This window comes from Eubacterium ramulus ATCC 29099 (assembly GCF_000469345.1).
GTDB lineage: Bacteria > Bacillota > Clostridia > Lachnospirales > Lachnospiraceae > Eubacterium_I > Eubacterium_I ramulus.
The window spans coordinates 111932-128335 of sequence record NZ_KI271185.1; the positions used below are offsets into that span (position 1 = coordinate 111932).

General features: G+C 39.6%; 14 protein-coding genes, 1 pseudogene and 2 riboswitches. All 15 genes and pseudogenes read right to left on the minus strand.

Features of this window, described 5'->3' with window-relative positions:
- Nucleotides 1-137: 137 nt before the first annotated feature.
- Nucleotides 138-1241 (minus strand): ABC transporter ATP-binding protein, encoded by a 1104-nt coding sequence (locus tag HMPREF0373_RS14605; RefSeq protein ID WP_021740550.1) that lies wholly within the window; start codon nucleotides 1239-1241, stop codon nucleotides 138-140.
- Entirely contained in the window at nucleotides 1238-2242 is a 1005-nt protein-coding gene (locus HMPREF0373_RS14610) for a FecCD family ABC transporter permease (protein ID WP_021740551.1), read from the minus strand. Before HMPREF0373_RS14610 ends, HMPREF0373_RS14605 begins: the two co-directional genes overlap by 4 nt.
- A 104-nt stretch (nucleotides 2243-2346) precedes the next feature.
- Nucleotides 2347-3873, minus strand: coding sequence for an ABC transporter substrate-binding protein (locus HMPREF0373_RS14615; RefSeq protein WP_021740552.1), 1527 nt, complete (start codon nucleotides 3871-3873; stop codon nucleotides 2347-2349).
- A 16-nt stretch (nucleotides 3874-3889) separates the two neighbouring features.
- Entirely contained in the window at nucleotides 3890-4459 is a 570-nt protein-coding gene (locus HMPREF0373_RS14620) for a hypothetical protein (RefSeq protein WP_021740553.1), read from the minus strand.
- 151 nt (nucleotides 4460-4610) lie between these two features.
- Complete coding sequence (locus HMPREF0373_RS14625; protein WP_021740554.1) at nucleotides 4611-5837, minus strand: sirohydrochlorin cobaltochelatase; 1227 nt, start codon at nucleotides 5835-5837, stop codon at nucleotides 4611-4613.
- 48 nt (nucleotides 5838-5885) lie between these two features.
- Nucleotides 5886-6084: riboswitch (cobalamin riboswitch) on the minus strand.
- A gap of 215 nt (nucleotides 6085-6299) precedes the next feature.
- The gene (locus HMPREF0373_RS14630; RefSeq protein ID WP_044964758.1) at nucleotides 6300-7073 is read right to left on the minus strand and encodes a DUF134 domain-containing protein; all 774 of its coding nucleotides are present in this window, start codon (nucleotides 7071-7073) and stop codon (nucleotides 6300-6302) included.
- Nucleotides 7074-7247: 174 nt separating this feature from the next.
- Nucleotides 7248-9170, minus strand: a complete 1923-nt coding sequence (locus HMPREF0373_RS14635; protein ID WP_021740556.1) for a hybrid sensor histidine kinase/response regulator — start codon at nucleotides 9168-9170, stop codon at nucleotides 7248-7250.
- 28 nt (nucleotides 9171-9198) lie between these two features.
- Entirely contained in the window at nucleotides 9199-12072 is a 2874-nt protein-coding gene (locus HMPREF0373_RS14640) for a response regulator (protein ID WP_044964761.1), read from the minus strand.
- Nucleotides 12073-12369: 297 nt separating this feature from the next.
- Nucleotides 12370-13461, minus strand: coding sequence for a GGDEF domain-containing protein (locus tag HMPREF0373_RS14645; RefSeq protein ID WP_021740558.1), 1092 nt, complete (start codon nucleotides 13459-13461; stop codon nucleotides 12370-12372).
- An 80-nt stretch (nucleotides 13462-13541) separates the two neighbouring features.
- Nucleotides 13542-13778, minus strand: coding sequence for a response regulator (locus HMPREF0373_RS14650; RefSeq protein WP_021740559.1), 237 nt, complete (start codon nucleotides 13776-13778; stop codon nucleotides 13542-13544).
- 41 nt (nucleotides 13779-13819) lie between these two features.
- Nucleotides 13820-13895: riboswitch (cyclic di-GMP riboswitch) on the minus strand.
- Nucleotides 13896-13982: 87 nt separating this feature from the next.
- Entirely contained in the window at nucleotides 13983-14216 is a 234-nt protein-coding gene (locus HMPREF0373_RS14655) for a hypothetical protein (protein ID WP_021740560.1), read from the minus strand.
- A 26-nt stretch (nucleotides 14217-14242) separates the two neighbouring features.
- Nucleotides 14243-14467, minus strand: a pseudogene (locus HMPREF0373_RS14660) (hypothetical protein); the annotation flags it as partial.
- Nucleotides 14468-14520: 53 nt separating this feature from the next.
- The gene (locus tag HMPREF0373_RS14665; protein WP_005334878.1) at nucleotides 14521-15012 is read right to left on the minus strand and encodes an SF0329 family protein; all 492 of its coding nucleotides are present in this window, start codon (nucleotides 15010-15012) and stop codon (nucleotides 14521-14523) included.
- 67 nt (nucleotides 15013-15079) lie between these two features.
- Entirely contained in the window at nucleotides 15080-15796 is a 717-nt protein-coding gene (locus HMPREF0373_RS14670) for an AAA family ATPase (RefSeq protein WP_021740562.1), read from the minus strand.
- Nucleotides 15797-16041: 245 nt separating this feature from the next.
- Nucleotides 16042-16404 (minus strand): tyrosine-type recombinase/integrase (locus HMPREF0373_RS14675; RefSeq protein WP_021740563.1); only part of this gene is annotated, 363 nt, incomplete at its 5' end.

Consider the following 16404-nt stretch of genomic DNA (forward strand, 5'->3'; position numbering starts at 1 on the left):
GAAATTCAACGTAATTTCCTATCAAATAAAAAAAGTCGCTGACCATTCATCTATTGAACGGTCAACGACTTTTTCTATCATACTATACTGGGATTCAGGCAGAAAAACACCAAAATCTTGTTTACACATTCTAATATTTATTTTCTTACTTCCAGTTTTTGCTTCTCTTTCGCATATTCCATAAGCTGCCGGTTGGCTTCATTCAGTGGGCCAAATTTTTCCGGATCCAGTGTACAAATACACGATTCACACTGATCGATCCATTTTTTTGCATCTGCGATCTGGGATTCTTCCAGCGGATAAAATGCCTTCTGAAAAATAACTTCCGTCGCCAGTGCACGGGCAGTCTGATATTCCATATCATTTTCCTGCAAAATACCTGCCACAAAAGGGATACTTTGCCGCTGCAGACGATTATATACGGCGATACCGCTTCCGCCTCCGCCTATAACAAACACTTCAGGTGTCCCCCTGGAAGGATTCAAAAACACTTCTCCGGTAACTGGGTCAAAACTGGTATCAGACACGCCATACAATTCCTGCACATACGTACCTGCAAATATTTCCTCCGGTGTACCAATGCGGTCGATGTGATCTCCTTTTACACAGGCAATTGTATCCGACACTTTCTGTGCCAGATCCAGTTCATGTAAGGACATAATAATTGCTAAATTCCGATCTCTGGCAAGCATGCGGATATTTGCCAGAATATCCAATTTAAATCCCATATCCAGATAAGATGTTGGCTCATCCAGCAGCAAGATATCTGTATCCTGACAAATCGCTCTGGCCAACATCAGACGCTGCCGCTGTCCGTCACTCATTTTTCGGAAATCCTGATCCTGCACATCCTGTGCATGTACTAACGCAATGGCCTCATCGACTTTCGCCCAGTCATCCTCTGATAAAATACCAAATTTTCCGGTATACGGATAACGTCCGGATGCCACCACATCCCTGCCGCTGAGCAGCTCTGTCTGCAGTCGTTCCGTCATAACCATAGAAAGAGTTCTGGCAATTTCACTGTCCCGCATATTGCTCATGGATGTATCTCCGATATACACCGCACCGCCCAATATTTTCAGCTGCTTTGTTATTGTTTTTAATATTGTAGATTTTCCGGCTCCATTTGGTCCGATCAATGTCAGAACCTCTCCGGATTTCACACGCAGATTTACATTTTTGATCAGCGGATGTTTGTCATATCCGACTACTAAATTTTCTGTTCTCAGTTCCATCATCTGTTCCCCTGCTTTCTCAGCATTGCCGCAATGACAACCGGTACCAAAAATACTGCCGTCACGGAGCTGATACTGATTTCTGTCGGTGCAAATAGTGTTCTTGCAATTCCATCACAAAACAATGTGATTACAGCGCCAAACAGAAAACATCCCGGGATCAGAATAATCGGCTTTGCTGTTTTGGTCATCAGTTTTACCAGATGCGGCACTGCGATACCCACAAAAGAGATCGGTCCCGCAAAAGCAGTGACGCAGGCAGAAAGCATACTGGAGAGCAGGATGAGCCCGATACGCAGAAGCTTCACGTTCACGCCCATATTTCTTGCATACGTTTCCCCCATCTGGTAAGCCCCAATGGGTTTCGCAAGCAAAAAGGTAATGACTACACCAACCGCAACTATCACAACTATCATCTGCACATTTTCCCAAGTCATTCCTGAAAAGCTTCCCAGTGACCAGTTATGCAAATTGACGATATTGGAATCATCTGCAAAGGTTACACAGAAATCTGTAATGGCGGAACAAATATAACCGATCATAATACCGCAAACCACCAGCAATGACATTTTCGACACTCGAAAGGAGATCAGCAGTACAAAACCCATGGCAATCAGGGAGCCTGCAAATGCCGCAATTACCATTCCGGCTGAATTCAATGCAACTCCTCTCTGCAGGCAGATGATCATAGTCATTGCAACTACCAGTTTTGCACCGGAAGAAATACCCAGCACATACGGACCCGCGATTGGATTCTGAAAAAAACTCTGAAGCAGAAAACCGGATACAGACAATGCGCCTCCTAACAGGATTGCTGCTGTAATACGCGGCAGACGGATTTTCCAGATAATCTGATACAACGTGGAATCACTGCCGCCTTTTCCAAACATCGCAAAAAAATCTCCCAAAGACATATTGACACTGCCTACCCCTACATTCCACAGAAAGAGGGCACACAATGCACAGACAAATATTATAAATGCTATCGTATACCGTTTTTTCACTTTTTCAACTTCCTTTACCTTCTCTTTTCAGCGTATTTCCGGCAATATTTCTGCTTGCAATTTACAAAATCTGCCGTTTCCGGTTGAAAAATCGCTGTTTGTCATTATTTTAATTTCTGGATAAACCGGTAATCTGTATCACCACTATCCGTCAGAATCTTGTTCAGATCTTCGATAAAATCACAGGTCGCACTTGTTTCCTGGTAAAAATTGCCGCCCGTGGTATAGACATCACCGGACTGAACTGCTTTAAAATCAGCAAACAGACTGTTTTTTGCGATCAGCTCATCCACGGAATTCAGTTCGCCCTCAATGGTTCCATTATAAATCAAAATATCTGCATCTTTCTCTGCCACATAAAAATCCTCCATCTGCATTTTCAATGTGGAAAGTGCATTATCCTCTTCTTCCAGATATCCGTTCAGGGAATATACACCTCCTGCCAGATCGATCATGGAAGATACATAATCATTCGGTTTGCGGACGGTGATCGTTCCATCTGATGATACCGCAAAAAATGCCACGGTCTTTCCTGTATTTTCTTTTTCCAGAATCGGCTGTACGCGTTCTACCTGTTCCCGGAAAAATGCCGTTCCATTTTGCTCCTGATTAAACAGCACACCAAAGAGCCGGATCCACTCCAGTCGTCCCAGCGGATGCTTCTCATAACTGGAACGCTCGATCAGAACCGGAATTCCAAGTTCTTCCAATTTTTCCTTAACTTCCGGATTATGCAGGATCATACTGTTTTCAATGGCAAATTTGCACCCCTGCCCAAGCAGAAGTTCATAGTCCGGTGCATTGTACTTTCCAGCATATACCAGTTCCCCTGCTTTCATGGCATCTGCTGCTTCCTGCACATACCAGTCCTTTTCTTTTAACCCGGTAAACTTAATACAGGAAAGTGCTCCTGTCTTACATACGAGATCCATGACTGCGCTGGAAACGAGATATCCATCTGTCAACGGCTGCTGCAGCACCACGATGTCTGATGGCACATCCGCCGGCACGGACACACCTTTCGGGACAAGCAAATAACGACCGCCATCAACGATCGTTATCAGTTTATATGCTCCATATTGCTCTATGCTGAACTGATCGGCATATGCCAGGTTCATATGTCCCTCACAGTTCAGCTCATTGAAGCTTGTGGTTTCCGGAAAAGAAAATACAAGCGTATATTCAATTTCATGCGGTGTGCTCATTGCAGTGGTATCCCCGATTACCTCCATCTCACATGGAACTCCTGTGATCGGGAAGGTGAACGTTGAATTTCCGCCCTCATTTTCATTGAGATATTTTTCATCATCTACAATCATATAATCATAATATGTACTGCTCCATACAATCGTGGCCATCGCCTGACCATCCGTCACCGTCACATTTGCCACGGAATCTACCGTAGCACGGCCGCTGCCGCCCTGCAGTTCCACATTGACAGAATACATTCCATCTTCCAGCATCGTTGTACCGGCACCCGCCTCCTTGCCGGTATCCTCCTGTGCTTCCACACTGGATCCTGTACCGGAAGTATCTGCCGGTGATTTATTTTCCTTCGTCCCGCATCCGGAAAATGCGGTAATACCTATCATGACAGCTAAAATAACTGCCGCTATTTTTTTCTTTTTCATTTGTTGAGAAATCCCTCTACTCTACTTTCTGCGGATCTGATACGCTGACCTTATGATCATACCAGGTTCCCTTTGTTCCAAGAAGTGCCAGATCAAACTCCTGATTCAATGCTTCTACCGGGACATCAAATCCATACACTTCCTCTGTAGATCCGTCACTGTAAGTAACGGTATCCGTAGTAGGCTGTAAAATCTCGGCTCCATCCTTCTGGGCATCCTCTGCTGTTCCCACAAACAGATTCACAATGTGCTTGGATGTCAGACTGACATGAATCGTCATCTTTCCATTTTCTACCGTTAAGGTGCCACGTCCGTCATTTGCCTCGTTAACATGAAACATGCTGCTGTCTGTATTAAATTCAGCATCGTATATACCATCTTCCAATGCCGGTATCTGTACGTCATCCGAAGGCTGTTGTGCTTCATCAGCAGTATCCTTCACAATTTCATCCTGCGCGCTCGTATCCATGCTGTTTTCTTCCGCTTTTGTACTGTCTGCTGCCGGCTGTGCATTATTTCCACAACCACCAAGCATGCCAACTGCCAGTGCAAATACTGCTGCTAATACTGCAATTCTTCTTTTCATATTTCCTTTCTCCTGTGAACAACTTTTCTATATCCACATATCAAAAACTTATCTGTATTTTTTCCATACGCAACTCACAGCAGGAACGAAAAAATCATTCCTGCTGTGAGATTGGATATCATTTTTTACTTTTTACTACGCTATGTATCTCTTATTTACCTAAAGAATCAATAGCTGCTTTTGTATGATCCACATAAATCTGCTGAACAGCCTCAATCTCACCTAAACCGGCAATCTGTGTATCAACTTTATCGAAGTTTCCGCTTGCTGTAAACATACTCTTCCAGGAATCATCATCATCGCCTGCCATATCATTGTTTGCATGATCGCCAGCAACAACCATTAATGGTCTTAAAATAACATTTTTATATCCAGCTGCTTTTACTGCTTCAATAACTGCTTCACAAGCTGTCTCTTCCGGCTCACCCTCTACAGTTCCGACAAATACGTTATCGTATCCAAGTGCTGCCATCTGGGAAGCCATCTGGCTGTAGCTTACTTTTGCTGTATGAGATGTTCCATGTCCCATAAATACGAATGCTGTACTGTCAGCTTTTACTGCTTCCAGAGAATCATATCCGGCATCTTTTACTGCTTCTGCTGTAATATCCTCAGCTACTTTTGCTTTGTCTTCATTTACAACTGTTGCATCTGCTCCTACCTCACCAAGTAACGGTTCAGCAACTGTTACAGATTCAAATTTATCTTTATAATTATCAAGTGCCTCTACCAGTTCATCATACTCAGCACCATGCATTAAGTGAGTTGGCTGAACAACCAGGTTCTTTACACCATTATCAATAGCTCTCTGAAGTGCCTGATCTACATTATCGATTTTTTCACCATCTCTTGCCTGTACATGGTTAATGATGATCTGTGCCGTGAATGCTCTTCTTACAGACCAATCAGGATTTGCTGCCTGAATTGCTTTCTCGACACCACCGATGTCTGCTACACGGCTGTCATTGAAAGATGTACCAAAACTTACAACAAGAATCTCATTTTCTCCAATCTCATCCTGATTCAGCGGATCATCTTTGGACGCATCACCTGTATCTCTTCCGAAATAATCCGGATCAGCATTTTCACCTTCTACTAATTCTTTCTGAGCATCTGTCAGTTTATCCCATGCAGCTTTTGCAGCCTCACACTGCTCATCTGTCTTGTCTGTTCTTTCCTGTACATAGATCGCATCGATCAATGCAGCTACTTCATCCGCTTTCGCCTGATCGGAATCTTCCTCTGCTGCACTTGTCTCACCTGCTGCACTGACTGCATTGTCTTTTCCTGCATCTGCACTGCTGTTGTTTCCACATCCGCCAAGCATTCCAACTGCCATAGCGAATACTGCCACTAAGGCAATCATTCTCTTTTTCATCTCTTCTTCTCCTTTGAGTATCTATTATTCTTCACAGGGTACCGTTCTCCCGATACCAGACAACCGGCAGGTTTCCTGACTGAAAGATCATTGCACCGCTTCCGCCTTCCCAACACAGATCTGTTAATCCGCATCAGTGACCAGTATTCGAATCGGTACTCCTTTATCACAGTGATGGATTCGTACAGGATTTACACCTGTTTCCCTTTTAACCATCCGTCGTTTTTCCTGTAACCAAAAATAACCCTCTGCTGCTCCAATCGTAGTTAACAGCGTTGGATTATTTTTCTTACAAAACTGCCGACTTCCGGCACCTTTTATCTTTTTCTATGAACTTAAAAATATCTTAACATATCCGATAAAAGATTTCAATATCTGAACGCACACTTTCTCCGTCAAACTACATACTTGTACACTTCGGACTTACATCCCTGCTGTCGATCCTGATCACAAGAATTTTTCTTAATGACAGCTGTGGCTTCCACATCCGTGCTCGCCACATGTATGTCCTTCCCCGTGGCTGTGCTCGTGGTGAGAACACTTAACATCTGGATTATAATCCAGTGTTTCATTAATAAAAGCTTCCACTGCCTTATCCGCATCTCCGGAAACTCCTCCGAAAAGCTTAATTCCTGCTGCCGCTAACGCAATCTGTGCACCGCCTCCGATTCCGCCACAGATCAGAACATCTGCATTCAATGCATTAAGAACTCCCGCCAATGCACCATGTCCGCTTCCATTCGTATCTACTACTTCTGAATGTACTACTTTTCCTTCCTCTACATCGTAAATCTTAAACGCCTCTGTGTGTCCAAAGTGCTGAAAAATCTGTCCGTTTTCATATGTTACTGCTATTCTCATTATACTCTCTCCTTTTTCCACTGCATATTTTTGATAAAGTTCCTGCTTGTAACATCCTCCAAGATTACAGTTACTTCCCTGACCATCGCAGATTCTGAAATCCCCGCCTTCAATTCTGAGTGGATGTCCGTCAATAAGTGCATCTGCTATTTTCTTTCTGGCAATCTCGTAAATTCGCTGAACCGTTGTTCTTGCAATCTGCATAGATTCAGCACACTGCTCCTGACTATAACCTTTCTTGTCCAAAAGACGGATTGTCTCATACTCATCGACTGTCAGAACAATGGGAGTTTTTTTCTCATAATCACCTGTCGGAAAAAATTCCAGAACATTCGGGAAATGGCAGACTTTTCTGCATTTTACTGGTCTTGGCATAAACTGCTCCTTTTTGCTTTTCTTATATAATAGTGCAATTACGGGCATATGTCAATAACATATCTGACATATACCCATTTCAATTATAGATTTTTAGCTTATTATAGTTTGTACTGACAAGTACATTTCTGAAATACCACGCATTTTCCAAAATCAGTGTCCTTCTTTCTTCCTTTACATATATTTCATAATCGTCGGCAATAATACATTCATATCTATTGGTTTTGCAACATGATCATTCATGCCACTTGCCAAAGCCATCTTCTTATCTTCTTCAAACGCATTTGCTGTCATTGCAACAATTGGAATCTGCGATTTGTTACCGTCTTTCAGTTCTCGAATTCTCCTGGATGCTTCATATCCGTTCATAATCGGCATCTGAATATCCATCAGAATCAGACTGTAGTAATTTTGCTTTGCTTTGTTAAACATATCAATACATGCAACGCCGTTCTCCGCTCTTTCTATCATGATTCCCTCTTCCGTCAAAAGTTCCGTTGCAATTTCTGCGTTCAAGTCATTATCTTCTACCAGAAGAACCCTTTTTCCTTCCAGTTTTTTGATATTCAACTGACCGTCTGCATGTTTCGGATTCCTTTCTTCCGCATTTGCTATTTTTAATGGAAGCGTGATTGTAAAAGTAGAACCTGCTCCCGGTTTGCTCTGAACTGTGATCTTGCCATTCATTAAATCCACCAGTTTCTTCACGATTCCCATACCAAGTCCGCTACCTTCTATTCCGCTGTCTGACGAAGATCGTTCCTGTGAAAATGATTCAAAAATATGTTTTTGGAATTCTTCTGACATTCCGATTCCGTTGTCTGCTATGATAAACTCTAATACACTCCAACCTTCTTTTTCGCCGGGATATTGGTTCAATGTACAGCTTATGTTACCGCCTTCACCCGTGTATTTCACAGCATTACTCAAAATGTTAATCGTAATTTCAGATAATCTTGCATCATCCATATACAGGTATGGATATCGAATGTTCTTATTGACTTTCAGTGTTTGATGTTTTTCTTCTATCGGTTTCCTAAACATATCAATACATAAATCAAAGTTTTTAGAAACATCTGTTATTGTTTCATCCAGCGTTGCTTGGTTGTTTTCGATTCGTGCTAATTCAAGAATGTTATCAATCAAATGCAGCATTTTCTTTCCGCACAATAATATTTTTTCAAAGTAATCCTCTAATATAGTTGGCTCCTTTAAATGTTTCTCTCCCAATTCTGCATATCCAATGATTGCATTCATAGGGGTACGAATATCATGAGACATATTAAACAGAAATGTTGATTTTGCTTTATTAGCTGAATCGGCCAGTCTTACAGCTTCCTGCAACAATTTTTGCTGTTTCTGCTCATTTTCTTTTTGCTTCTTATATACAGAATATCCACAGGTACATAATATTAACAAAATACACGCTGTAATGCATCCCAGTACAATACTTAACTTATTCGTCTTCTCAACCATTCCATACGCTTTCTGCATATCCATTTCTATGCAGAAAGCACCTATCACTTCATTAGATTCATCTTCCGCTGTCACAGGATAACAGGCTGTAAAAATAGGCCCCCATGTTGTATCAACAATATCCTGAGAATATACTGTTTTTCCAGAAAGTGCTTTTTCTATATAAGGAACCATCTCCTTTTCAATCGGATCTCCTGGATGTCTGACGTCACCCGCCGATGGATCCAGTCCGTCTACAACGTAAATCAATCTACCGTCTTCATTTCTGGTTGCTGTGTAAATATATCTCGTAGAATTCAGCGTTCTGATTTCATTCATATATGTCGACATATTCTTAAATAGTTCTGTATTCTCATCAGCTTTACTTTTTATTTCATTAAAATCTTTTCGTCCCAGTCTGTCATTTACCAGCTTATGAACCGCATCTGCACTGGAAATATCTCGTTCAATTTCTGTTTTCAAAGCAGTTTTGGTATATGCTTGTTGTAAAATAAAAGTATATGCAACAACAAACAAAATCACCATTGCCAGAAGGAATACCAACTGTCCCTCAAAAATTTTCCAATGATTTACCGGATTTTGATCTTTTCTTTTTTGTTTTATATAGTTATTTTTCATCATCGTATTTCACATGCCTTTTGCCTCATAATCATTCATGACAGGCATTTTGCTTTCTCAACTCTTCGCTTATGGTCTGCTTAATTTTTTCATCATCCAACGGCTTTGCAAGATGTGCGTTCATTCCTGCTTCCATACACCTTTCGGCATCTTCCCTGAATGCATTTGCAGTCATAGCAATAATAGGGATTGTTTTTGCATCTTGCCGTTTCAGGTCTCTTATTGTTCTTGCAGCAGTAAGGCCATCCATCACCGGCATCATAACATCCATTAAAATAACATCGTATGTTCCCGGTTCAGAAGCTTCAAAATGCTGAACAGCTTCTAACCCATTGTTCACTGTTTCTACTTTAGCTCCATTTTCCGTCAGCATAAATTCTGCTATTTCTACATTCAGCTCATTATCGTCAACCAGCAATACCCGGATATCTGATATATCTGCATCAAAATCTTCTTTTTCTTCTGGCCGTGCATTCGTATCAATTTTAAATGGAAGTATTACAGTAAAACAGCTTCCTTCACCAAGCTTGCTTTCAACGGTTATGGTTCCGCCCATCTTTTCTACAAGTTGTTTCACAATAGGCATTCCCAGACCTGTCCCATTATAATCAGAACGTGGGGAATTATCTGCCTGTACAAATGGAGTAAACAATTCATTTTTTATAAATTCTTCTGACATTCCAATTCCATTATCTTTTATTTTAAATTCACATGTTATGTGATCTTCTGATCTTTCAATCGTTCTCATACTCATGTAAATAAAACCATTCACCTTATTGTACTTCATACTGTTTGTAAACAGATTCATCAATATTTTTTTCAGATGAACTGCATTGCTCCAAACATATATACCACTGTAATCATCATGTTCTCCTATAACATGAAGTCCTTTTTCTTCTGCCTGAAAAGATAGTGACTCCGTGATTTCCTGACATACCTGATCCAGATTGATGGATTCATCACCAAAAACCACTGTATCTGATTCTAACTTTGCCATATCTAAAACATCATTTATCAATGATAGTAGCAGCTTCGATGACTCATGTATTTTATTCATGCAATCCTTTGCCCGCTCAGCATCATTTCCGCTTTTCTCAAGAATCGTAAGCATGCCAATAATACCATTGATCGGTGTTCTGATATCATGAGACATATTATTTAAAAAGGAGGTCTTAGCCTTATTGGCACTCTGTGCTTCTACAAGTGCATTTTGTAATTCCTGCTGTTTTTCTTCAAGCTCCTGATTCAGCTTCAATGCCTGCTCAGCAGACTTCTTGGATTTTTCTTCCGCACGTTTTGATTTTTTCAAAGAATCAAGAATTATACACAGGACAACAAAAATAGAGATTCCAACTATGAGTGAGACAGCCAGTAAATTGTCCTGAATAAAATCCTTCGCTGTAACTTTTCGTGAGGAAGCATTATACGAAACTACTGCACCTGAAAATTGAGTTGTAGGCATAGATGTCAGTGTTTTATTCAGAATGGACAAAAGAACCGGTTCTCCCTGCTGAACAGCAAATGAAACATCATCTTCTTTTGTCAGGAAAACGCTATGAAGCTTATTATTTTTCAAATAGTCTGAAACAGTACCTGAATTGCTTACAATACAATCTGCCTCCCCTTTCTGCATTGCTTTTACTGCTGCATCTGATGTCTCATATTCCACAACCTCCCATTGTGGATAATTGTATGAAAGATATGCTTTCAATACAAAATTATCTTTTTCAACAGCAACTATATTCTCTTTATTCTCATCAAAAGAATCCTTTGCCGTAATTGCTGCCATATTGAGAGTCAACAGCGTATCCGACAAATCAAATCCATTTGTTTCCGCAAAGTATGGATTCTGGTTTGCGTGAAAAATCAGGTCTATTTTTCCATCCTGCAATGCCTGAAGCAGTTCACTTCTTGTATCATATCCATTTAATTCAAATTCCAGAGTCTGACCTTGCAGACAATTTTCTGCAAGATCCACATAATCTGTGATAACACCTGTCAATTTACCTGTTGATGGATCTACACTACTGATACCTCCATCCTGATTCAGATACCCTATCCGGATTGCTCCATGCTGCCCGATCCACTCCCTTTCTTCTTTTGAAAGAAACGAGCTGCTCTGTGCAGAAAGATAACGCCTGTAGAGATCATCAGTGTAAAATGGATTGTCATCCTTGATTCTGCGCATAGCACTATCCAGTGATTCTTTGATATCCGGACGTTCTGGATTTATAGCGAAATAGATTTCTGTCTCTCCAATACTTGTAAGCGGTGAAATATCCGATTCTTCCCAACGGGGGTCTTCTTGCGAAACGAAGCAGTCAATTTCATGGTTCGACAGTTTGTCCATAATTTCTGTGTTTGTAGAAACATTGATATGCTTCGTATGCAGACCATATTTTGATTCCCATTCATTAAGCACATCCTCCACTATATTATCTTTAAACACACCAATATTTTTTCCCTCAAAAGAATCCAAATTTCCTGCTGTAAGATCCATATTGGATGCATCCGTATAGATGTAATATTTCTCTTCCCCCATAGGCATATCGGAAAAAAGCATATTTTCAGCACGTTCGTCTGTATAGGAAATACCACCAAGAATGTCAATCTCTCCATTTTCCAACTGTGTAAAGCAGTTTTTCCAATCACTTGTTATGTATTTATATGTCCATCCTGCATAACCTGCAATATCTTGAAGATACTCATAACCATAGCCGCTTTTTTCTCCCTTTTCATTGACGGTATTATAAGTTTCTTCAAAAGATCCTACCCGGATAACATTGTCAGAGTTTTCTTTGGCAAATGTAGGAACGGATAAAACAATAAAACATATAATTGTGCAAAATATAATGTAACAAAATTTGAAATTCATTATATTCTGTACTAATTTGCACTTCTTCATCTTTCTCCCACCCTCCAGGCTACAGTCGCTTGCTTGCTTCCAGATTTTAATTTTACATTCATTAATGTTCAATACCTCCACAACATTTTTATAAATATCTTTGCGACAGCTTCTGCTGTACTTTTACTATAATTATACTCTACAGCCAACTTGCGCCAATTTACTAACAGAGTAATTACATTCTTTTACTCTTTATTATATAAGTGAACTACCCATTGTCTAAAGCCAATGGGCTTCCTGCTTCGCAGACCTCGTAACCTACTATCTCCACAGGCGTTAATTCGGACAGTCCCTGTCCTATATTCTTATTCCTTTTATGCTATTTGTCTTAATCCTTCTTCCAGTATATTCTTTGCATAACTGTTTATTTTTATACATATTAGCATCTGCATCATCCAATAACATCTGCATTGTACACGACATATTATCGGAGGATAATGCCCATCCGCATGCATAGTCGATTGGTATTTGATTTTCATAACTATTTAATCTATCTTTTTCTCTGTACAAAACTTTTAATATTTCCTTAATTTCCGCCTCATTTGTATGATAAATGACTGCTATAAACTCATCTCCGCCATATCTTCCAACAAAATCCTTTTCTGGAATAACACTTCGCAAAAGCTTTGAGAAATTCATTATTAACTGATCTCCTGCGGAATGTCCCATTGTATCATTTACAGTTTTTAGATTATTTAAATCAAACATTATGCATGCTGTAGAACCTGTAATTATATCTTTTTTATTAAGAAGCTCATTACAGGCATTTTTATTTGGCAGCCCAGTATGAGCATCTATGAATGCTTTCTGTTCCAGCAATCTGTTTTGCATTGCCATCTGCATTGCCTTTAGAGTCTGCATAATAACCAATATCACCAGAATCAACATATCAAGTGCCGACAAAAGCTCTATAGTACGAATCTTTGTAGCGATCTTTTCTGAATAGCTTTCTGCGGCAGAGACAGTTTCATCTGCCATCGCAAAATATATTTCACTCATATTAACAATGTCTGTATTTTCGTATCCCTTGCTTCTTACTGCTTCAATTTCTGTTTTCAATTTATCCCAGTAATCACTCTGGATTTTCAATTTCTCCTGATATTCTTCGTCACTGAGTTTTACCAGATTATAATGTCCATCCTGATATCTCAATCCAAGAAGAATGTCATCCAAATATTTAATTAATTCATCATTTTGGTTTCCTGTAATTTCTAATTTTACTTCGCGCTGTGTAGCTCCACGTACCAGACCTGCATAATTTATTACGCGTGCTGTCCCCTGCAGCCTGCTAATCTGAATCATCATACAAATAATAAGAACCACTAATATCAATATAAGGAAACTCTGTATAATACCTATTATATTTTTATTTTTCTTGCTTGTCTGCATTTCACCATTTCACCATTTATCCCGAATCTCAAATAACATTCATTTCAATAACTATGCTATTCATTTACTTTCTCCCTATATTAGGGACAAATATCTTTAATAGTATTTTTCATCTTTTCAATATCCAGAGGTTTTGCCAAATGAGTGTTCATACCCACGGCAATACACTTTTCAGCATCTTCCTGGAATGCATTATCAAAATAAGATGGAACATATGTAAATCCTTTGTTGTCTGCAAAATCCGCAAACTCTTCATTCCGGGTGTTTCCGTTCAAAAGCGCCACACGTTTTCCTTTCATCTTCTGTTGATAAATCATTCCTCAAAAAAAGCACTGTCAGACAGACAGTGCACCTCATTTCATGCAACTGGCTGCCATTTTACAGGCCCTGTAGCTTTGCGTCCCAGACTTTCATCTGGTTTGCCGATTTCCATATTATAGCTTTAATACTTATGCAAAAAACTGGTTTTATTATATTATAGCACTCTACTGTACACAAGAAAAGCATTACCGTTTTAAAGTTCAAAAATAAAAAAAGAACAGCCGATACATATGCTCGAACTGTTCTTCTACTTCTGAAGTCCACGCAGCATTGACATCACTGTTTCCTTCCAGACTGCAAAAACTCTGCAAATACGGCAGTACATGATTCTGCATATCCGTCAGATCTTCCATATACTTCTGATATTCTTCATTGCCTTTTCCTTGCTGATAGCTGATCCAGCTTTCATCCGTCAGCTTCATTTCATTCTGCATCTTTAACTGACTGATGATACCACCGTTTTATATCTTTTAGTGTCACCAATGAGAAAATTGTACCCTAGCAACTTATCTTCGCGAAAAACAAAATAGAATTGCGGACCTGAACCCGGAACCGATTTTTCCATAACCCGTTGCATTGTTTTCACCCCGCCGTATGCGGGAAAAAAACCTATTTTCTCAAGAGCGTTTAAAATATCAGTTTTTTTATCTGTAGGTATATCTCTATAATTGATGATTCGCTCCATTTACCTTGCCCTCCTTAATTTTCGGTTTTTGTTCTATTTGCCCCCGATAAATTTTATAACAGTCCTTCTGCTTTTGCCCGAATCGCATAAAACTCTTGGAATGTATCTGGTTCTTCCATTATAGTTTCTTTCATAATTCTTAATCTCCGTTTACCAACTCGTCTATCCAATACAGCAAATATTTTTACGATTAAATTTTCACTTTTAAGACTCGCTTCAATATCTTGATTATCAAACTCTGCAAACGCATTATAAAAACAACGTTGGTCAAAAATACCCAATTTTATAGCTGTATCGTCCATATACGCATTTTCTACTTTCATGCGTTTCTCGTATTTTTCGTCTTGAGGAAACATGTCTGCTTTCGCCCAATTGTTCCAATAGCATCCCTTGATGATTTCTTTTCCATCATATCTTATCGCCGCCCGTCCCTCATGGTCGTGACTCCTGCTATATGATGTTGCATAATACTGAATATGACCTTGCAGACTTTGAGCCAGATATTCCGTTTCCAACTTTTTCCTTATACCACTCCATGTTGCCATTCATTGTTCTCCTCAAATCCCGATTTTCTCAATTCTCCAAACTTGAATTAATCGATTTCTTTATTATCTAATCTGTTAGTAATCTATCCAACAGCATCTGCCTATTATTTATAAACATTTCTGTTACCTGGTAACTCTCTGTATCCTCATATTCGCACAGATGTATGCGTCCATTATCAAAACAATAGATATCTGCATCTGGTATTCCTAACAAAATTGGCGAATGCGTAACTATAATAAACTGTGCTCCCTCTTTTGCACATCTGTATATTTGCATCAACAATGTAAGCTGTCTCTGCGGCGATAATGCAGCTTCCGGCTCGTCAAAAAGATACAAGCCATTTGGACTCATATTATTCTGTGCTAATGCGAGAAAACTCTCTCCATGTGATTTTTCATGATATTTAGCGGAAGGATGTGTAATATCTGCATATTCTTCTTCCTGCGTTGCAACATTATAAAAGCTTTCTGCCCTAAGAAAATATCCCCACTTTTCCTTCCGATAGCCTTTGGCAATTCTTATCGCATCACACAACTCTGAATGTGTATCATGGGTAGAAAAAACATAATTCTTCGTTCCACCCTCAGGATTAAAACCATGTGCTACGGCAAGTGCTTCCAATAAAGTTGATTTACCGCTGCCATTTTCCCCTACAAAAAAAGTAATTGGTTTGTTAAAATCAAGTTTTTCAACTCCCTTAAAAGCCCTGATTCCCTTCAGATAACTATCCTTATCAATTTTATCCCAATCAAATATTACTCCTTGTATGAATTGATCATTCACCTAATCACCTCCTTGTAAAAAACACTTTCTAATCCCCATCTTCTTGCCCTTTAGACAAGAAGCATTCTTCACCTTCAGTTCGGTCAATCCCTATTTTCTCAATTCTGCAAACTTGAATTTATATAATTATTCCTCTAACTTTCCCCATTTTATAGGCTTTCCCGCCTGTCCATTAGTGAAATGATATGTAGTTTCCCTTATTTTTGCCCTTATGAGATAATCACAAGGGAAATAAGGGAAATTTTTTAGTCATTGCCCACCACTTTATCAAGAAGCCGAACTGATTTTCGTTTCGCATCTCTTGTGGAGTGAGCATAGACGTTCATTGTGGTACTGACATCTGAGTGTCCCAACAATTCCTGCACATCTTTTGGGGCAGCTCCATTTGCTAAAAGGTTGCTTGTATAGGTGTGACGTAACTGGTGGAAATGAAAGCCTTCAAATCCCTCTAATGTTTTTGCCACCTTTCTGCAAACAGTCCCCAAAGTAGTTGGAAGTTCCAAACAACCATCCGGTCTTAAACAGACGAAAGAAATTTCTTTATAATCTGTCGGGACTTCCTCTGTTCTGTCTAAACAATAATATTCGTAGTACACTCTGTTTTTCTC